19 protein-coding genes are annotated in these 20,871 nt (G+C 33.8%); 6 read left to right on the forward strand and 13 right to left on the reverse strand.

The window, feature by feature from the left end:
- Positions 1-29 precede the first annotated feature (29 nt).
- Together HMPREF2597_RS11130 and yjbH are read left to right on the forward strand one after the other, a co-directional pair.
- Positions 30-395 (forward strand): truncated hemoglobin YjbI, encoded by a 366-nt coding sequence (locus tag HMPREF2597_RS11130; RefSeq protein WP_002478418.1) that lies wholly within the window; start codon positions 30-32, stop codon positions 393-395.
- Positions 396-417: 22 nt separating this feature from the next.
- Entirely contained in the window at positions 418-1,215 is a 798-nt protein-coding gene (gene yjbH / locus HMPREF2597_RS11135) for a protease adaptor protein YjbH (protein ID WP_002459509.1), read from the forward strand.
- Between the two features lie 646 nt (positions 1,216-1,861).
- Here the strand turns inward: yjbH and pepF are convergent.
- The 4 genes from pepF to spxA form a co-directional block, all read right to left on the reverse strand.
- Positions 1,862-3,670 carry an oligoendopeptidase F gene (gene pepF, locus HMPREF2597_RS11140; RefSeq protein WP_002478419.1) on the reverse strand — a complete coding sequence of 603 codons (1,809 nt, stop codon included), beginning with the start codon at positions 3,668-3,670 and terminating at the stop codon, positions 1,862-1,864.
- Positions 3,671-3,721: 51 nt separating this feature from the next.
- Positions 3,722-4,693, reverse strand: coding sequence for a competence protein CoiA (locus HMPREF2597_RS11145; RefSeq protein ID WP_002478420.1), 972 nt, complete (start codon positions 4,691-4,693; stop codon positions 3,722-3,724).
- A 100-nt stretch (positions 4,694-4,793) separates the two neighbouring features.
- On the reverse strand, positions 4,794-5,525 hold the full coding sequence (gene mecA / locus HMPREF2597_RS11150) for an adaptor protein MecA (protein ID WP_002478421.1): 732 nt from the start codon (positions 5,523-5,525) through the stop codon (positions 4,794-4,796).
- Positions 5,526-5,745: 220 nt separating this feature from the next.
- Positions 5,746-6,141, reverse strand: coding sequence for a transcriptional regulator SpxA (gene spxA / locus HMPREF2597_RS11155; RefSeq protein ID WP_002459514.1), 396 nt, complete (start codon positions 6,139-6,141; stop codon positions 5,746-5,748).
- Between the two features lie 287 nt (positions 6,142-6,428).
- On the opposite strand from spxA, the gene trpS reads away from it, so the two are divergent.
- Positions 6,429-7,418 (forward strand): tryptophan--tRNA ligase, encoded by a 990-nt coding sequence (gene trpS / locus HMPREF2597_RS11160; RefSeq protein WP_002459515.1) that lies wholly within the window; start codon positions 6,429-6,431, stop codon positions 7,416-7,418.
- A 186-nt stretch (positions 7,419-7,604) separates the two neighbouring features.
- Positions 7,605-8,360 (forward strand): class I SAM-dependent methyltransferase, encoded by a 756-nt coding sequence (locus HMPREF2597_RS11165; protein ID WP_002478422.1) that lies wholly within the window; start codon positions 7,605-7,607, stop codon positions 8,358-8,360.
- A 208-nt stretch (positions 8,361-8,568) separates the two neighbouring features.
- Here the strand turns inward: HMPREF2597_RS11165 and HMPREF2597_RS11170 are convergent, their stop codons facing one another.
- From HMPREF2597_RS11170 to opp3b, 5 genes are read right to left on the reverse strand one after another with little or no spacing between them, the layout of a single operon-like run.
- Positions 8,569-10,221, reverse strand: a complete 1,653-nt coding sequence (locus tag HMPREF2597_RS11170; RefSeq protein WP_002478423.1) for a peptide ABC transporter substrate-binding protein — start codon at positions 10,219-10,221, stop codon at positions 8,569-8,571.
- A 25-nt stretch (positions 10,222-10,246) separates the two neighbouring features.
- Positions 10,247-11,188: an ABC transporter ATP-binding protein gene (locus HMPREF2597_RS11175; RefSeq protein ID WP_002459519.1), complete on the reverse strand. Its 942-nt coding sequence runs from the start codon at positions 11,186-11,188 to the stop codon at positions 10,247-10,249.
- On the reverse strand, positions 11,178-12,260 hold the full coding sequence (locus HMPREF2597_RS11180; protein ID WP_002478424.1) for an ABC transporter ATP-binding protein: 1,083 nt from the start codon (positions 12,258-12,260) through the stop codon (positions 11,178-11,180). The genes HMPREF2597_RS11175 and HMPREF2597_RS11180 overlap by 11 nt, the downstream gene beginning before the upstream one ends.
- Before the next feature lie 14 nt (positions 12,261-12,274).
- Positions 12,275-13,339 carry an oligopeptide ABC transporter permease gene (opp3C, locus tag HMPREF2597_RS11185; RefSeq protein WP_002478425.1) on the reverse strand — a complete coding sequence of 355 codons (1,065 nt, stop codon included), beginning with the start codon at positions 13,337-13,339 and terminating at the stop codon, positions 12,275-12,277.
- A complete protein-coding gene (gene opp3b / locus HMPREF2597_RS11190) occupies positions 13,336-14,265 on the reverse strand; it encodes an oligopeptide ABC transporter permease (protein WP_002478426.1) in 930 nt (309 codons plus the stop codon). The genes opp3C and opp3b overlap by 4 nt, the downstream gene beginning before the upstream one ends.
- A 234-nt stretch (positions 14,266-14,499) precedes the next feature.
- Between opp3b and HMPREF2597_RS11195 the strand changes: the two genes are divergently transcribed.
- A complete protein-coding gene (locus HMPREF2597_RS11195) occupies positions 14,500-14,874 on the forward strand; it encodes a DUF3899 domain-containing protein (protein WP_002459523.1) in 375 nt (124 codons plus the stop codon).
- Positions 14,875-14,924: 50 nt separating this feature from the next.
- Here the strand turns inward: HMPREF2597_RS11195 and fabF are convergent, their stop codons facing one another.
- Positions 14,925-16,169: a beta-ketoacyl-ACP synthase II gene (gene fabF, locus HMPREF2597_RS11200; RefSeq protein WP_002478427.1), complete on the reverse strand. Its 1,245-nt coding sequence runs from the start codon at positions 16,167-16,169 to the stop codon at positions 14,925-14,927.
- Between the two features lie 13 nt (positions 16,170-16,182).
- Entirely contained in the window at positions 16,183-17,124 is a 942-nt protein-coding gene (locus HMPREF2597_RS11205) for a beta-ketoacyl-ACP synthase III (protein ID WP_002459525.1), read from the reverse strand.
- A 248-nt stretch (positions 17,125-17,372) separates the two neighbouring features.
- On the opposite strand from HMPREF2597_RS11205, the gene HMPREF2597_RS11210 reads away from it, so the two are divergent.
- Positions 17,373-17,567: a YjzD family protein gene (locus HMPREF2597_RS11210; RefSeq protein WP_002478428.1), complete on the forward strand. Its 195-nt coding sequence runs from the start codon at positions 17,373-17,375 to the stop codon at positions 17,565-17,567.
- Between the two features lie 153 nt (positions 17,568-17,720).
- Here the strand turns inward: HMPREF2597_RS11210 and clpB are convergent, their stop codons facing one another.
- Entirely contained in the window at positions 17,721-20,330 is a 2,610-nt protein-coding gene (clpB, locus tag HMPREF2597_RS11215; RefSeq protein ID WP_070817302.1) for an ATP-dependent chaperone ClpB, read from the reverse strand.
- 228 nt (positions 20,331-20,558) lie between these two features.
- Positions 20,559-20,867, reverse strand: a complete 309-nt coding sequence (locus HMPREF2597_RS11220; RefSeq protein ID WP_002459529.1) for a metal-sulfur cluster assembly factor — start codon at positions 20,865-20,867, stop codon at positions 20,559-20,561.
- Positions 20,868-20,871: the final 4 nt, after the last annotated feature.

Genomic DNA, 20,871 nt, shown 5'->3' on the forward strand with positions numbered 1-20,871 from the left:
ATATATAATTACAAGAAATAGGTGATTACATGACATCAACACCTTACGACATTATAGGTCAAGAAGCGCTATACAAGATGATAGATCATTTTTATGCTCTCGTAGAACAAGACGACAGAATTAATCACTTATTTCCTGGAGATTTTCAAGAAACAAGTCGAAAGCAAAAGCAATTCTTAACGCAATTTCTGGGTGGTCCTAATTTATACACAGCTGAACATGGACATCCAATGCTTAAGAAGCGACACTTAAGATTTAAAATTACAACATATGAACGTGACGCATGGTTGGAAAATATGTATATAGCAATCCAAGCCGCACAATTTCCAGCCGGTGTTGGTGAATACTTATATGAGCGACTTCGCTTAACTGCGAACCATATGGTAAATGCTTAACTAGACATTGAAGGTGAAAAACATGGCTGAAGAATTAAAATTAATGCACAATGAGAGTCGTGAAGATGCAAATCTGTCACCTGTAAGCAAAATTGAAATCTATTCATTTTTTGACCCATTTGACTCAGATTGCTTTAAATTATCTGCATTGATTTCTAAACTTCGAATTGAATATAATCAATACATTAGAATAAGACATATACTAAATCCTTCATTACGCGTCTTGACCAAATGCCAAGCTCAAAGTACATCAGAGTTTGATAATATTGCTTTAGCTTATAAAGCTGCAGAATTACAAGGTCGGCTCAGAGCTGAACGCTTTATACATTTAATGCAAAATGAGATTGTCCCTAAATGCGATATTATTACAGAAGATATGATTTGTAATTGTATTAAAAATGCTGGGCTTGATTATGAAGTGTTCAAAGAGGATTTACAAACTAGTAAATTAACTGAAAGTCTGAAAGTAGATCTTCATATTGCTAGAGAAATGGAAATTGAACAATCTCCTTCACTTGTATTCTTCAATGAGAACATTCATGAAGAAGGTCTGAAAGTTGAAGGATTATATCCATACCATATATATACGTATATTATTAACGAATTAATGGGCACTCCGATTGAAAAGCAACTTCCACCTAAATTGGAAATATATATCCAGAAAAAACAACTTGTCACGATGGAAGAATTATTAACCATTTATGAATGGCCAGAAAAATTGCTTAATAAAGAATTGAAAAAACTCGTTTTACAACAAAAAATCGAAAAATTATATTATCCTGAAGGACATTTTTGGAAATCTAAAATGCCAAAATTGTAGGAGATTTTATACTTTATCTACACATATATAAAACCACGCATCTAATACTAGTTGATGTGTGGTTTTTGTATTTACTGATAATAATGTTCGGCTTTTTGCCAACAAAGAAATCAATTAACGCCCTGCTACTTTGATAACTCCCATTTCTATACATAAAAATATAATTGTTTTTTAAATACCTTACTGGGGCACGTTTTTGTTGAAATACTTGGGCATTTCTCTTTGTTGGGGCCCTGTTTCCCCAGCTTGCACATTTCTGTTGAATTTCTTACAGAAATTCTTTGTGCTGGGGCCCCGTTCCCCAGCTTGCACATTTCTGTTAAATTTCTTACGGAATTTCTTTGTGCTGGGGCCCTGTTCGTTTTTTGTTTGTGTTTTTGGTTGCTTTGTTTGATTTTTTGTGTCTCGTTTGAATGTTTTGTTTTTGGGTATAAAAAAAACGCCGTGTCTGATTACACGACGCTAAACAAAGGGGATGGGAGAAATTTTTCACTTCAAACAAAGGGGTATGTTTGTTATGTGATTAATTTCATGTTCATAATATAACACGCACAACAAGGTGTTTCAATAAGAAATTCTTGTTTCATTCAATTTGTCACAAACTTGACAAATTGTAAGCGTGACCAATACGAACATTCACCACAGCCTATGCTTTTATTAATTTTTCAAATGCATCTAATTTTTGTTCAAATACTTCACATGCTTGTTCGATTGGTTTTGGTGAAGTCATGTCAACACCGGCATTTTTCAATATTTCAATTGGATAATTTGAACTACCTTTTTTCAAGAATTCATTGATATAGCGTTCTACGGCCGGTTTACCTTCTGTCAATATTTGATGACTTAAACTTTGAGCGGCACTATAACCTGTTGCATATTGATAAACATAATAATTCATATAGAAATGTGGAATTCTAGACCATTCTTTACTGATATCTTCATCTGTTTCCACAGTTTCTCCAAAATATTGTTTATTTAAAGCTGCATATTCTTCGTTCATGCGAGTAGGTGTCAATGGTTCTCCCGCTTCTTCAATTTGATGAATCTTGTGTTCAAATTCTGCAAACATCGTTTGACGGAATAATGTTGCTCTAAAACGTTCTAACTCTTGGTTTAATAATAGTAAACGACGTTCGTCATCAAGATGCTTATCCATATAATCACTTAAAAGCGCTTCATTACATGTAGAAGCAACTTCTGCCACAAATATTGAGTAATCACTCGCATTTGAAGGTTGATTTTGTCGACTAAAATAACTATGAGCTGAATGTCCAAATTCATGAATTAATGTATACAAATCCGATATAGTATCAGACCAGTTTAATAAAATAAACGGATTCGTCAAATGCGCACCTGAAGAGTAGCCACCTGAACGTTTACCTTTATTTTCATATACGTCTACCCAACGATTTTCTAAGCCTTCTTTGACGACATTTAAATATTCTTCGCCCATAGGTTCTAGTGCTTTAAGCATCCATGATTTCGCTTCTTCATAAGGCATTTCAAATTTAATATCTTTTACTAATGGTGTATATAAGTCGTACATTTTCAAGTCATCTAAACCTAGTAATTCTTGACGTAATTTAGTGTATCTGTGTAATAACGGTAAATATTTGTGAACTGTATCCACTAAATTGTCATAGACTTCTTCTGGAATATGATTGTTACTTAATGCACGTTGACGTGCAGATTTATAATGATGCGTTCTTGCATTAAATACATTCTTTTTCACTTCACCAGCTAATGTTGCGCCTAACATATTATTATGAGAACCATATGCTTTATAGACATTTTTATATGCTGATTCACGCAACTTCCGGTCATCTGACTCTAGATATTTAATAAATGTACCTTGTGTTAATGGGTGTGTATTACCATCTTTATCAATTGCATCTTCAAATTCCAAATCTGCATTTGAAAACATACCATAGACATTTGACGGTGTTGATAATGCATCTTGAGCTTCAGTTAATAATTTTTCCGTATCTGCATCTAAAATATGTTCACGCTTTTCATTGATTAATTTTAAATCAAACGCGTATCGCTTTAAATTATCATTTTCATCGATGAACGTTTGAAGTTTAACTTCATCAATTTGTAAAATTTCAGGAATTAAAAAGCTCCAAGCTGAGCTAAACTTAATAATTAATTGATGCGCACGTGACTCGAAACCAGTATATTTATCATTGGCAGTATCTTGGTCCTGTTTTAAATGGGCATAAACATATACTTTTTCAAGTTGACTTCCTAGTTCATCTTCAAAGGCCAAAGCCTCATATAATGTTTGTGCATTATCACCAAGATGTCCTTGATATCGTTGCTCTTCTCCAATTTTATTTTCAACTGATTTAAACGCTTGTTCGAACGCTTCATCACTTTCAAAAATAGTAGTTAAATCCCAAGTATATTGAGGATATTGTTGTTCTTGTTCTTCGCGAGTTAGTTGTTGACTCATTATATATACCTCCTTGTGAATGTGATATTTCTAATTTTCTCACGTTCTAGCTTATTTTGCACGTTTAAACATCGAATCAAATGTTTGTTTATATTGTGTAATTAACATGTTTAAAATATCTTCCTCTGTTGCATTCGAAAAAAGTAAATTCCTAAATTTAACGCTTGATTTAAAGGAATTAAAGTTAATTTTATGTGCTAAATACAACAATAACTGTGCTTGCCATGCGATTGGATGAGAATTGATATAAATTTGATTGGGAAAAATATAACCTAAAAATTGAGTAGCTTGATCATCTGATAGTCGTAATTGATATATTGCACTTAAAGTTGGTTCTAAAACTGAATTTTGTCTTCGACATTGTTGAATATAATATTTTATATGATGATTAGCTAATTTAAAGGAAACTGACGGGCATGGTGATTGTAACTTTAATATATTAAGTGGAGAAGTCTGTGTTTTCCTTGCACTAAAGCGCTTGCCTCCAAGATGTTGAATGTGATGATAACAATAAAATGACTTTTCTCTATCATCCCATTCATAAAGTGTGCGCTGTTCTGGATGGATAAAACTACTTTGAAACTGTGTTAGAGTCAATTGATTTCGGCTAAATTGTAGACCTTGAAGCAACCAAATTACATGCTTTCCTACAGACATTAATCCTTTTGTACGCTGCTTTATGATATTAAATGGAATTGTAGAAAGTTGTAATTCAATAACAAATTTGTCATTTATTAAAAGATCAGGGTATTGCTGAATATCAGTTAAAAAAGGTTCTATTTCTACCTTCTGTCCATGCAAAAGATATGATTGAGCAATGTGATATTTCATTTGATAATGTAATTGTGATTCTCCTTTAGCATGTATACATAAACTGTGGGAACGATGGGCAAAATGTGCCTTGACTTTATAACCTCTCTTTAAAATCACTAACTCCCTACAGCTGGGACAGTAATAATGCTCGGAATTCATTGCGTCTACTGCCTTTATCAGTTGTCTTTTGTTATTAAATGCACTTAACAAATGTCAACACCTCATAAATATTAAACGTACATTATCTTCAAATTACTTCAACAAAAAAACCAAGACACGCTAACGTATCTTGGTAACTTATAACAACTCATTATTCAGCTGTATCTGGAAAATAACGACGTACTTGAGCAGTTACATTGTAACTCATAATAATTTTTCCATAATCATCTAAATATACTTCAGTCTTATCAGTAGGATAAGCATATTCTAATAATTGACTATAAAAATCATTGATGTCTTCTTGTTCAACCTTCTCATCGAAGTGAACTGCATAATAGTAATTAGAATCAAGCATATAAAGCAAGTCTTCATATGAGTCAGTCGCTTGATTATGATGATAAGCATAATCAATCACATGTTCCAAATCATCAAATTTAACAATAATTGTTCTCATATTGGCACGTTGACTTTGGACCGTATCTGATTTATTAGTAGATTTATTATTGGCACGTTGTTCAAACATATCGTCTGCTTTTTGGTCTTTATCTAACACACTAGCTGCAAGTAATTCATTTAACTGCTGGTCAAATTGATCATTTGCATCATCGTCAGACATGTTCATAGCTTCATCCATGGCTTCATCATTTTTAGATTTTGAAATAAGTACTTCTACACCTTTTTCAAATGCATGCACTTGAATCCACAATGGACCTTCGACCACAAATTCTTCTTCTTGATTAATTTCATCCATCATTGACCAAAAGAATTCTTCTCCGCGTTTACGGTTTGTCCATAAATCTTCACGACTAAAACCTCTAGCCTCAATATCACTATAAGTTATAAACAATTTAACAGTTGTTTCATCTACGCGTTCTATTCTCATATCATCTCACTCCTTACAGTCGATGAATCGTAATCATATTGTATTAAAACGTCTGTAAAAATACAATTGATTTGTTCTGAATGATCAAAGCCTCACTATCGATTCCCTATAATAACACATTCCCTAATTTAAGTACAAAAAACAGCACTACGTCACGCAGCGCTGTTGTACATTTAAAATATCATAATTAACACTTTGATAAGTTAAGACCGTTTAAATATTAATCTACTAAACGTTGAGCTTCTTTCAATTGGAAAGTACGAACTTTTCTTGGTAAGAAACGTCTAATTTCATCTTCGTTATAACCCACTTGTAATCGTTTGTCATCTAAAATAATTGGGCGACGTAACAATCCAGGATTATCTTGAATAATAGAATATAAATCTTGTAATGGTAAAGAATCGATATCTACATTCAATTTTTGGTATGTTTTTGAACGAGTAGAAATAATTTCGTCTGTTCCATCTTCAGTCATTTTTAAAATTTGTTTAATTTCATCAATTGTTAAATGTTCAGAAAAAATATTACGCTCCGTATATGGAATGTCATGTTCTTGTAACCATGCTTTCGCTTTACGGCAAGATGTGCAACTTGGTGAAGTAAATAATGTTACCATACATCTCACTCTCCTATAGAATGAATATTATTCATTGATTTTATAATTTAATGATTAAGATATTGCACTTTTTTATCTCTCTTAATCTTACAATACTTATTATAGACATCTAACATTAAAATTAAATGAGAAAATCCTCATTTTTCTGAGAAATCTTTAAATTCTTTCAATATGCCGAAACGTCTTATAAATCAGGTACGTACATAGTTTAACATAACTTTCATTTTAAAGAAATACTGTTATAATAGTTAAAAACGAAATTATTATTTTAGAAAGTAGGCATACATATGGAAACTTTATTTTCTGGAATCCAACCAAGTGGTATACCAACATTAGGTAACTACATTGGAGCCTTAAAGCAATTTGTAGAAGTTCAAGATGACTATGACTGTTTTTTTTGTATCGTTGATCAACATGCAATAACAGTCCCTCAGGATCGTTTAAAGTTACGTAAACAAATTAAACAATTAGCTGCGATTTACTTAGCTTCAGGTATTGACCCAGACAAATCAACGCTATTCATTCAATCTGAAGTACCTGCACACGTCCAAGCAGGTTGGATGCTAACTACAATTGCATCTGTAGGTGAATTAGAGCGAATGACTCAATACAAAGATAAAGCGCAAAAGCGCACAGATGGTATACCAGCCGGCTTACTAACTTATCCTCCATTGATGGCAGCAGACATTGTTTTATATAATACAAACATTGTTCCTGTTGGTGAAGATCAAAAACAACATATGGAATTAACGCGTAATTTAGTTGAACGATTTAACAGTCGCTATAATGATGTGTTAACTAAACCTGAAATTCGCATGCCTAAAATAGGTGGACGAGTAATGAGTCTTCAAGAACCAACTAAAAAGATGAGCAAAAGTGATGATAATCAAAAAAACTTTATTTCATTATTAGATGAACCTCATATTGCTGCTAAAAAAATCAAAAGTGCAGTTACCGACTCTGATGGTATTATCAAATTTGATCGTGATAATAAACCTGGTATTTCTAATCTTTTATCTATATATTCCAGTCTTACAGATGAATCTATTCAAGATATTGAACAGAAATATGAAGGTGAAGGTTATGGCAAATTAAAATCTGACTTAGCGGAAATTGTCAAAGATTTCCTTACTACTTTCCAAGAAAAATATAATGCATTTTATCAATCTGAAGAACTAGATATTATTTTAGATAAAGGCCGCGATAAAGCACATAAAGCGTCAATGAAAACATTGAAAAAGATGGAAAAAGCTATGGGATTGGGACGTAAACGTTAATAACTAAATATAATGTACCCGCTTCAAAGTACTTGAAAACAATCTTGCCGGAGAGAGACTACGAATTCATTATGAATTCGTAGTCTCTCTCCCTTTTATTTTTCATTAAATAGCCATAACCTTTATCAAATTAACGTGATAAAATTTGATTAATAGTAATTATCATTAAGGAGCTGGCTATACATCATGTCAAAAGAACCTGGACACACTTTTTTAGCAAAATTAGGTAAAACACGCTTACGCCCCGGAGGTAAAAAAGCAACAGACTGGTTAATTACTCAAGGACAATTTAGTTATAAAAAACAAGTGTTAGAAGTAGCTTGTAATATGTGTACGACCTCCATTTATTTAGCCAAAACATATCAATGCCACATTACAGCCGTAGATTTAAATAAAAAAGCACTTGATAAAGGTCGTTTAAATGTTAAAAAAGCTCATTTAGAACATCTCATACAGCTACAGCAAGCAAATGCTATCCGCCTTCCTTTCGAAGATAATCAATTCGATATTATTTTAAATGAAGCGATGCTTACCATGTTACCAATGAAAGCAAAACAACAAGCAGTAGCAGAATACTTTCGAGTGCTAAAACCAGGAGGTATATTACTTACTCAAGATGTTGCTGTTATGAATGATGATAAGGAAAAAGAAGTAATTCAACACCTATCGTCTGCAATCAATGTCAATGTAACACCGCTTACACCAGAGCATTGGACACAACTTTACAAAGAAGCTGGATTTAGTAGCGTACATAATCACTATGAACCTATGACATTAATGACACCAAAAGGTATGATTTATGACGAAGGTATATTTGGTACAATTAAAATAATTAAAAATGCACTAAAAAAAGACAATCGCTCTATGTTTAAACGCATGTTTATCACATTTAAAAATCATAAATCAGATTTAAATTACATCGTACATGCAGCCACCAAATAAGTTATTTGTTGAATTAGCAAGTGAAATTTATAACAAAGAACAAATAAGATATAATAGCCTTTTAAAACCTGGCATTACAGCTAATAATGTAATTAATATGAAAAAGGCGATAATTTAGTCATTAGGACTATTCTCGCCTTTATCATATTAATTTCACAACTTTTCCTAGTAGAACTTCAATTTATAGGTAATGATAGGTAACTATTATTTATTTCTTCTTACCTGTTTCTCTATCAATCGATTTATCAATATATACTTGTTTTAATGAATAGTTTGGGCCAACTTTGTGGAAGTAAAAGTTTTTCACTTGAGGATTCATCAAGTGTGCTTCTCCTTTTTGATATATTGGTGCTACTGGCGCATCATCTAACAATAATTCTTCTGCTTGCTTCATTGCTTGATATCTTTCATTTGTTTTCTGCAATAAATCACCTTTAGCCGATTTTATCAAACTATCATATTTTTTATTACCCCAGTCTGTATTGTTTTGTGCGTTTCCTGTCGTCATAATTTCTAAATATGCGGTTGGATCGGGATAATCTGCAGACCAACCACCTAATGATGCTTGGAAATTCTCAGTTAATTCTAAATTTACTCTTTGCTTAAATGGCAATTGTTTTATTTTTAGTGTTACACCTGGCAAGTTTTTTTCAACTTGTGATTTTATATATTCAGCTGCTATTTTAGCATCTGGTGTATCCTCTGTGTTCATTGAAAAAGCAATTTGATTTTTTCCTAATTCATTTTTAGCTTTATCCCAATGTGACTTAGCAGATTTTGGATTATATTTTAATTCTGAATCTATAGTACTTGCAAAATCTTTATTGTTTGGGGATTTTGCAACGCCTTTAGCAGTAAAAGTATTAGCAGGTGTAGAACCGTTGTTTTTAACTGAATCTACAAAGCCTTGTTTATTAATAGATTGTGCGATAGCCAACCTTAAATTTTTATTTTTAAAAGCTGGAAATTCTTTTTCATTCATTTTAATAAAAAAGGTGCCTGAAGTTAAACGATATTTTAAACCACTTGATTTTTTATATTTATTAACTTGATCAGCAGTAATCGTTGTATCATCTATTGAACCCGTATCGTATAAGGAAGCACCAGCCTGTTGATCCTTAAGTACTTTATAATTTACTTTATCTAGTTTAACCTTATCTCTATCCCAATATTTATCATTTTTTGACAACATTATTTTATCTTCTGGTTTCCATTGATCAACTTTAAAAGGTCCGTTATAAACTGCTTTGTTAGCTTTTGTTCCATAACTTTCACCATATTTTTTGGCAATTTTTTCATTTTGTGGATCGAATGTGTTTAAAGCTAATAATTGGTTAATATATGGAATTGGTTTTTCTAAATCTATCTTTAAAGTATGACTATCTAAAGCTTTAATCCCTAAGTCTTTAACTGGCTTTTTTCCTGTATTAATCTGTGATGCATTTTTGATATCATTCATAATATACGCAAATTCTGACCCTGTTTTAGGATTAACTACCTTTCTCCAAGCATAAACAAAATCTTGCGCCGTGACAGGATCTCCATTTGACCATTTCGCATCTTTTTTCAACTTAACTGTCAATGTCTTTCCGCCGTTTGATTTTTTAGGAAAATCTTGGGCTACCCCTAATTCTGCTTTGTCTCCACGTCCAAGTACATATAATCCTTCAAAGGCTTGCGCTGTAACTTCAAATGATATTTCTTCTGTAATTAATCCTGTATCTAGTGAAGACATATCTTGAGTTAAAACTTTTCTAAACACATTTCCTTTGTCGGAATATAAACTTTCTTTATTGCCACACCCAGTAAGTGCAGTGCTTGTAACTAAGAAAAATGCAAGTATCGACATCAACTTTTTCATGTTCTTATTCCCCCTTCCCCTAAATTTAAGTATGACTAACCATTGACTGTGTCTTGAGCTGTTCTGCTTCTTCATTTGTCACAAAAACATAATGTTCTGGCCGTATTTCCATTAATGTTCTATCATTATCAAGGTTATCATCAGCGATATAAGCAACACGTTCTCTTGTTCTTTCACTTTCCGGATCAGGTTGAGGAACAGCTGAAAGTAAAGATTTTGTATAATCGTGTAGTGGATGATGATATATCTCTTCAGAAGGTCCTAATTCAACTATTTTCCCAAAATACATGACAGCAATACGATCTGAAATATATTTAACCATCGATAAATCATGTGCAATAAATAAAAATGTAATACCTCGTTCTTGTTGTAACTTCAGCATTAAATTTACGACTTGTGCTTGAATAGATACGTCCAGTGCTGATATTGGTTCATCGGCAATAATAAATTCTGGTTCTACTGCTAATGCACGAGCAATGCCGATACGTTGGCGTTGACCACCAGAGAATTCATGTGGATATCTGTTCGCATGTTCTTTACTTAACCCTACCGTTTCAAGCAAATCATAGACACGTTTCTTGCGATCACGTTTATTTACTGCCATTTTATGAATATCTATGCCTTCTGCTACGATATCCATAACTTTTAAACGTGGGTTTAATGATGCATATGGATCTTGAAAAATCATTTGAATTTTCTTATTGAATCGTAGTGAGTCTTTTCTATTTTTTATTTTTTGAATATCTACGCCATCATACATAATTTCACCACTGGTAATTTCATTTAATTTAATAATTGCTTTTCCAGTCGTTGATTTACCACAACCTGATTCTCCAACAAGCCCTAATGTCTCACCCTTATAAATATTAAATGAAATATCTTCTATGGCTCTTACTTCATTTCGTTTACCCTCATTGAAATATTGTTTAAGGTGTTTAACTTCTAGTAAAATATCTTTATTTTTCATTAAACGACACCCTTTCTACTTTTAGTGGCTTGTCGTAATTATTAGGCATGTTATGAGCCCTTTTCTGAACCATTTCTGGTGGTTCAACTTTAGGCGCGCGCTCATCTAACAACCACGATTTCACAAAATGCGTAGGAGAAATTTTAAACCATGGTGGTTCGGCTTTGAAATCAACATCTAATGCATATTGACTACGACGCGCAAACGCATCGCCTTGTGGTGGATTTAATAAGTCGGGTGGAGTTCCTGGAATTGCAACCAATGGTGTATCATTTTTAGTATCTAAATCTGGCATTGATGACAACAACCCCCATGTATAAGGATGTTTAGGATCATAAAATATTTCATCCACATCCCCAGTTTCAATCATTTGACCACCATACATCACGGCAACTCTATCAGCAATATTTGCTACAACACCTAAATCATGAGTAATAAATATAATTGACGTATTAATTTTCTGTTGTAACTTTTTCATTAAATCTAAAATTTGAGCCTGCATTGTTACGTCTAAAGCCGTTGTTGGTTCGTCGGCAATTAATACTTTAGGCTCACATGCTAAAGCGGTAGCTATAACAATTCTTTGTCGTTGTCCACCTGAAAATTGATGAGGATATGCTTTAAATCTTTTTTCTGCATTTGGTAATCCAACTAAATTGAGTATTTCTAGCGCGCGTTTCTTTGCCTGCGATTTACTAAAATGCTTATGCTTAATTAGTGGTTCCATGACTTGTTTGCCTATTTGCATTGTAGGGTTCAGTGATGTCATTGGATCTTGAAAAATCATCGAAATATCTTTGCCTCGTAATTTTATCAACTCATTTTCTGACTTTTGTGCTAAATCTTCCCCTAAGAAAATAATTTCGCCCTGTTTAATTCTTCCGGCATCCCCTTGGAACAATTTCGTAATTGCTTTTGTAGTCACAGATTTTCCAGAACCTGATTCACCTACGATGGCTAAAGTTTCGCCCTTATTCAAATAGAAATCTACACCTCTAACGGCTTGCACTTCCCCAGCGTTAATATCAAAGGAAACATGCAAATCATTCACTTCTAATACTCTTTCTGACATCTCATATGCCTCCTTTATTTACGCATTTTAGGATCAAATGCATCACGTAATCCATCGCTGAATAAATAGAAGAATAAAATCAATAAACTTAGTACTGTGGCTGGTATGAATAATTCATGTGGATGTATGAGCAACATCGCACGACCATCATTGACTAGTGAACCTAATGACGTTTGTGGGGCAGGCACTCCAATTCCTATAAAGCTTAAAAATGCTTCAAAGAAAATAGCACTAGGAACTGTAAACATTGATGTAACAACAATAGCTCCTAATGTATTAGGCAAAATATGTTTGAATATTAAGTTGAATTTTGAAGCACCAAGTGTTCTTGAAGCCATCACAAATTCTAGATTTTTTAATTTTAAAAATTCTCCTCGCACAACCCTACTCATGCCTAGCCATCCTGTAATCGACATTGCTAAAATAATCGTCCAAATAGAAGGCTCAAAAATCAATACAAACAAAATAACTACGATTAAATTAGGAATAGAAGCAACAATTTCAAGAATACGTTGCATAACATTATCTACTCTACCGCCAAAAAATCCCGAAATGGCACCATATACAACGCCTATGAAAATATCTAAAATAGCAGCGACAATCCCAATAAACAAGGAAATTTGGGCACCCTTCCATGTGCGGGTCCATAAATCACGACCGAGTTGGTCTGTACCAAACCAAAAGTTTTCGTTCACTTTTGCCTTATCATATGCATTTGACCCGTCAGAACCTGTGCCATCAAATGGTAAAAAAGATACTTTATCTAACACTGGAATTTTAGCTGGTAGATTACGGCGATTAACATCTTGTTCCGCATAATCATGATGACTTAACATCGGTCCAATAAACGCAAGTATAACAATGAGAATCAGCCCAATCATTCCTACAATCGCAAGTTTATTACGCTTAAGCTGTGCCCATGCATCTTGCCAAAAATTCTTACTCTCGCGTTGCATTTCGGGTTCTTTGTTCAAGTCGATGTCACGCATAACAAAATCAGTGGCCATAATACCTTCTGATGTATGCGTCATAGCAGCATTAGATTGATCATCAAGTGACTTGTCTATATTTTGTGTCATTGTTTTTTACCCCCTTGAACACGAATTCGTGGGTCTATCATTCCATATAAAATATCCACAATAAATATTGATACTATAAATAGTGTACTAAATAGAATAGTAGTGGCCATAATAACTGAGAAATCATTTGTAGTTATAGATCTAACAAATTGATCCCCTAATCCAGGTACCCCAAAAATATTTTCTATTGTAAGTGTGCCAGTTAAAATCCCAGCTAACATTGGCACAATAATCGTGATAATCGGTATTAAAGCATTGCGTAATGCATGTCCGAAAAGCACACGCATAGATGAATTACCTTTTGCTCGCGCTAACAATATGTAATCTGAGCTTAATACTTCAATCATTTCTGCTCTAATATAGCGCGCTACTGTTGCCAGCACACTCGCAGATAATGCAAGAGACGGTAATACGGCTGTTGAAAATCCTTCCCAGCCTGCAACTGGAAACCACCGCAATCTAACTGCAAAAACGTATTGAAGTAATACAGCCAGCACAAAAGAAGGAACTGATACTGCAATAACAGAAATAACTGTTGTTGTGTAATCAACCCATGTATTTTGCTTTGTTGCTGCGGCTACACCTAAAATAAGACCTAACAGTACACCAATAATCATAGCTGTTATCCCCATTTCCATGGATGGAATTAATCGTGGCCCTATTAAATCCCATACAGGCTGATTATGATATTGAAATGAATAGCCAAAATCGCCAGTAACAACATTTTTTAAATAATGTAAATATTGCACCGCTACTGGATCATTCAAACCATATTTTTCATTTAAAATCGCCTTCTGTTCAGCATTTAATTTAGCATCATTAAATGGTGAACCCGGCATTAATTTCATTAAGAAAAAGGTAATCGTGATAATAATAAAGAGCGAAATAAACATATACATTAATCGTTTTAATACATACTTTGACATCTAATCCCCCCTAATTAATTGTCGAAATTAACATTCCCTTCAAAATATTCAGAAATATTTAATAACATTATATATACTTTTTTCATATAATTGCAATATAGTTTCACAATTTATTAAGAAAATCTTTTAACTGGTAACTTTAAATAACGTTAGCTTTTCTAAATATGGATTATGTATTTATCTTTGTGAATAAGTGCGGTAAACTGATATAACATACGAAAGCGGAGTGAAAAGATGAAACAAAAATACACTTTTGGAATGGGACTATTACTTATTCCTTTAATTTCATTCATTGTCTGGTTATGTCGTCAGCACACACTAATCAATTATTTAAATAATTTATTCATCATTGCTACCATATGTTTTATCACGCTATTTCTTCTCTTAATCATTCAAGAAGGCATTTTTGATGCAACAAGTTTTGGATTTAGAAGACTAAAATACCAATTATCTTCGAAGAAAAAGCGTACAATGATTGAAGATGATGAATTTTTCAATCCACAGCACGTAAAAAAAGAAGACTACCCAATATTTGATTGGCTCGTCCCTCTGTTAATCATTTCCCTTATTTATATTATTATTTCAATCATTATATCGTTATTACTATAAAAAGCTTTCTTGATATTATCTCATAACAAGAAAGCTTTTTATTTTAATTTTTATGCTTCGAATTTTTTAAATACAAGTACAGCATTATGGCCACCAAATCCAAGGCTATTACTCATAGCATGCGTAATTTCTAAATCTTGTGCTTCATTTGGTACAAAATCTAAATCACATTCAGGGTCAGGTGTCATTGCATGAATTGTTGGTGCAACTTTAGAGTCTCTAATAGACAACGCTGAGAATATTGCCTCAATGCCACCCGTAGCACCTAATAAGTGTCCAGTCATTGACTTAGTTGAACTTACTTTCAAGTTGTTCACAGCGTCACCAAAGGTATTTTTAATTGCCTGAACTTCAAACAAATCACCTACTGGCGTACTTGTACCATGTGCATTTAAATATTGAACATCTTTTGCTTCAATACCTGCATCATCTAATGCAGCTTGCATTGCTCTTGATCCACCTTCACCTTGAGGTGCTGGCGCAGTAATATGGTAAGCATCGCCAGTTGTTCCGTAACCTACAATTTCTGCATAAATATTTGCGCCACGCGCTTGTGCAGATTCTAATGATTCAATAAACAGAATGCCTGCACCTTCACCCATGACAAAACCATCGCGCCCTTCTTGGAAAGGTCGGCAAGCAGTCTCTCTGTCATTATTTGTTGATAATGCACGGCTAGCGCTAAATCCTGCAATTGCCATGTCAGTTATTGGCGCTTCTGTACCACCAGTAATCATTGCATCTGCATCACCACGTTGGATAATTTTGAATGCTTCACCAATTGAGTTTGTACCTGTAGCACATGCGGTCACTGTTGAACCGTTAGGACCTTTTGCACCAGTATCAATCGAAACTTGTCCAGTAGCCATATCCGGAATTAGCATCGGTACGAAAAATGGGCTTACACGTCTAGGACCTTTTTCTAATAATTGATTATGCGCATATTCAAACGTTTCCATACCACCGATACCAGAACCAATCCATACGCCAATACGCGCCGCATTATCATCGTTAATTTCATATTGTGCATCTTCCAATGCTTGACGTGCTGCTACAACTGCATATTGGGTGAAGCGATCCATTCGACGCGCTTCTTTGCGATCTAAGTAGTCTTCTATATTAAAATCTTTTAATTCTCCAGCCAATTTCACGTTATACGGGTCGGTATTAATTCGAGTAATTTCATCGATACCGTTTACCCCTTTAAGTGCATTATTCCAAGAAGTATGTGCATCATTACCAATTGGAGATAGTGCACCTATACCAGTGATGACCACTCTATTTTTCTCACTCATACATTTTTTCCTCCTATTTTCCCCATTTGATAACCATAGCGCCCCAAGTTAGACCGCCACCGAAACCAACTAATACTAATGTATCATCGTCTTTAATTCTGCCATTTTCTAATTCTTGATTAATACTAAGAGGTATGGAAGCTGCGGAAGTATTACCAAATCGATTAACAGATACACTCATTTTATCTTTATCGAGACCTAGACGTTCTCGTGCTGATTCCATAATTCTAATATTTGCTTGGTGTGGCACAAACATGTCAATATCTTCAGATTTTAATCCTGCTTTTTCAACCACACGTTTTGACGCTTCACCCATAATTCTAACCGCAAACTTAAATACTTCACGACCATTCATTACTAATTTACCATTTTCTTGGTTTAGGTATAAGTATTTTCCACCGCTACCATCTGAACCCATTTCATAACTGATAATGCCTCTACCTTCAGAAACTTCACCAATAACGGCAGCACCGGCACCATCTCCAAATAATACAGCTGTTGAACGATCTGTTAAGTCAGTAATTTTTGATAGCTTATCAGCACCTACAACTAAGATATTATGATAATCTCCTGATTGTATATATTGTTTTGCGGTAATCATTGAATACATAAAACCAGAACAAGCAGCTAATTGATCCATAGTTGGTATTTTACCTGTTTCTAGTTTGTCTTGCAGTATATTTGCTACAGATGGAAAAGGCATATCCCCCGTAGCTGTAGCTACGATAATCATATCTATATCTGACGGTTCTAAACCTGCGTCTGCAATAGCTTTTTTACTTGCTTCATATGCTAGATCAGATGTGTCTTGATCTTCTCTAGCCCAACGTCTTTCTTTAATACCTGTCATTTTAGAAATCCATTCATCTGATGTTTCTAAGAATTGCTCAAAATAGGCATTGTCGATTACTTTTTCAGGATAGTATGTCCCAAAACCTTTGATACCCACGTTCATGGATGACACCCTCTTACTTCATTTTTTAATACCAGGTATTAATTTAACATTTGTGTCTATTAAACTCAAGCAGATACCTTTTAAATCATATTAAAATCATTCAAAATGCGATTATTGCTATCACGTTATATCGAAAATTACATCATTTTATTCAAAAAATGCAACAGTATCATATGATTGTCACTATACAAATAATCAATGATAGACTACAATAGTATTATATATTAAGAGTGGAGGTAGAAACATTCATGAGACACCTCGTAACATTGATTTGGTCTTTAATTTTATTACAAATGGTTAATTTTGTATTGAATAGTTTAAATGGTGGTGGTACGCTAAATTTCATTACACCAGTAATTATTGCAGTTATTTTCACTTTATTTGTAATTCTTATTAGCTCTATGAATGAAGCACCACGTGAAGTAGAACATTCAAAAAAATAATACCGTTATATCTCAATTGTCGACAAGGTTCTGGACTTTGTCGTTTTTTTATACATTATTATTTAAAACTAGCAAATCATCTAACTAAATCTATAATAAAAAAGTCGAGGAAGTGACTTAATTTTCACTTTCTCGGCTTTAATATTTAACTCTTTATTTATCTGTTGGTCGTTGAACATCGAATGTTAATTCTTGTTGGTCATTGATATCAACGTACACGTTTGTACCTTCCGGCATGTGTTCTTTAATCATCATACGTGCTAAAGGTGTTTCAATTTGCCGTTGGACAAATCGTTTTAATGGTCTAGCACCAAACTGTGGCTCGTATGCTTCTTCTCCTAACCATTGTTTAGCCGCATCTGATACTTCGATTGAAATGCGTTGATCCATTAAGCGAATGTTTAATTGCGTCAAGATTTTATCAACAATCATACTCATATCACTAACTGATAATGGTTTAAATAATACAATATCATCCATTCTGTTTAAAATCTCTGGTCTAAAGAAAGCATGCAAGCTATCCATAACCGCTTTTTCAGTTTCTTCAGTAATGCTACTTGTGTCTTTTACATTTTCAAGAAGAATTTGGGAACCAATATTACTAGTCATGATAATAATTGTATTTTTAAAATCTACGCTACGTCCTTTAGAATCAGTTAACCGACCTTCATCTAAGATTTGTAATAACACATTAAAGACGTCACTATGTGCTTTTTCAACTTCATCTAATAAAATAACTGAATAAGGATTACGTCTAACCGCTTCTGTTAATTGTCCACCTTCATCATGTCCTACATAGCCTGGAGGGGCACCAATCAATCTAGATACAGCATGTTTCTCCATATACTCACTCATATCAATACGAATCATATGTTTTTCTGAATCGAATAATGATGCTGCTAGTGATTTAGCTAATTCTGTTTTACCAACACCAGTAGGTCCTAAGAAAAGGAAACTACCAATTGGTCTATTAGGATCTTTAATACCTGCACGTGCTCTTACAACAGCATCTGATACCAAATCAACAGCTTTATCTTGACCTACAACACGTTCATGCAAGATATCACTTAAACTTAATAATTTTTCTCTTTCTGTTTCTACTAATTTAGATACCGGTATACCTGTCCATTGACTTACTATATCGCCAATTTCTTCATCAGACACAACCTCGCGAATCATGCGCTCGCTATCGCCTTGTTCGTCTTGGAAAGCATCTTCAAATTCTTGTAATTCTTTTTCTAGTTGTGGTATTTTACCGTATTGTAATTCGGCAGCTTTTTCAAGATTACCTTCAGTTTGTGCATCTTCTAAAGCTTGACGACTACGATCTAATTCGGCACGTTTTTCTTGCACTTTGGCAATTTTTTCTTTTTCTTGTTCAACACGTGATTGTAATGACGCTTGTTTTTCTTTTTCATTTGATAATTCTTCTTGTAATTCTTCCAATCGCTGTTTACTTGCGTTATCAGATTCGTTTTTTAAGGCACTTTCTTCAATTTCTAACTGCATAACGCGGCGATTCACTTGATCTAATTCAGTCGGATTTGATCCCATCTCTGTGCGAATTGTTGCACATGCTTGGTCGACTAAATCTATAGCTTTATCTGGTAAGAAACGATCTGTAATATAACGGTCAGACAATTCCGCTGCAGCTACAAGTGCACGGTCTTGGATTCTAACACCATGATAAACTTCATAACGTTCTTTCAAACCACGTAAAATAGAAATTGTGTCCTCTACGTCTGGTTCGCTCACGCCTACTTTTTGGAAACGACGTTCTAATGCTGAGTCTTTCTCAATATATTCTCTATATTCATTTAAGGTTGTAGCACCAATACAGTGTAATTCGCCTCGAGCTAGCATTGGTTTCAACATGTTACCAGCATCCATGGCGCCATCTGTTTTTCCAGCTCCAACAAGCATATGAATCTCATCAATAAATAATATGATACGTCCATCTGAATCTTTTACTTCTTTTAATACAGCTTTAAGACGTTCTTCAAATTCACCACGATATTTTGCCCCTGCAACTAATGCGCTTAAGTCTAACTCAAAAATCGTTTTATCTAACAAAGATTCAGGTACATCTTTTTTGACTATTCGTTGGGCAAGACCTTCTACAATAGCAGTTTTACCTACCCCTGGTTCACCAATTAATACCGGATTGTTTTTAGTTTTACGACTTAAAATTCGAATTGTATTACGAATTTCTTCATCTCTACCAATAACAGGATCCATTTTACCTTGACGAACTTCTTCTACAAGGTCACGACCATATTTTTCTAATGCTTCATAATTTACTTCAGGATTTTGAGAAGTCACGTGATTTCCCCCTCTAATTTTTTTTATTATTTCTTTAATGACATCTTGTTTATTCTCTATTGTTTGTTGCATGATTGTATCTATATCCATAGCGGCTCTGAGTAGATGTTCCATAGAGATATAGTCATCTTCGTATGCTTTCATATAATGTTCAGATTTAGTCATTAATTCATTGGCTTTTGCACTAATATATTGACCATATTGTATATTGTCACCTTGTACACTTGGATAGCTTTGTAACTTTTCAGCATAATCTGCTTCAAGCTTATCAACATCGATATTTGCACGTTCTAAGATGCTTTTGATTAAACTGTCCGGTTGTTCTAATGCGCCCTTTAAAATGGCTTCTATTTCAATATTTTGTAATTCATGTGTTTTACTTAATTCAACAGCACGTTGTAACGCACCTTGAATTGCGTGTGTCATTTGGTTAATGTCCAATTATTTCACCCCTACATTATCAGAGTTGGCCAAATTTTGACTTTGACTTTCTTTGACCTTAAATATATTATAGTCGCTCTTTTGCCTTTACGCAACTATTACACTCAACTTTTTGGTTTTAATTTTTGCTTGTAGCGTTTGATATCAGTTTTACTAGTATTTAAAGAAAAAGAACACTAACTTCATAACATCAAGAAATTAGTGTTCTTTATTTAATTTATATCTCAATTAACCCACACCAAGGGCAATCTTGGCATAGCGAGACATCATGTCTTTATTCCATGGTGGATTCCATACAATATTAACTTCAGTATCTTGGATTTCTGGAATTTCTGCTAACACGGTTTTAATTTGATCAATAATCTGTGGCCCTAAAGGACACCCCATCGATGTTAAAGTCATTTCAACTGTACATAATCCTTCTTCATCTACATCTACTTTATATACTAAACCTAAATTCACGATATCAATACCTAATTCAGGGTCGATTACCATTTCAAGAGCACCTAGGATACTATCTTTTAAAGCTTCTTCCACGAGT

Source organism: Staphylococcus sp. HMSC063A07 (assembly GCF_001836955.1).
Lineage (GTDB): Bacteria > Bacillota > Bacilli > Staphylococcales > Staphylococcaceae > Staphylococcus > Staphylococcus lugdunensis.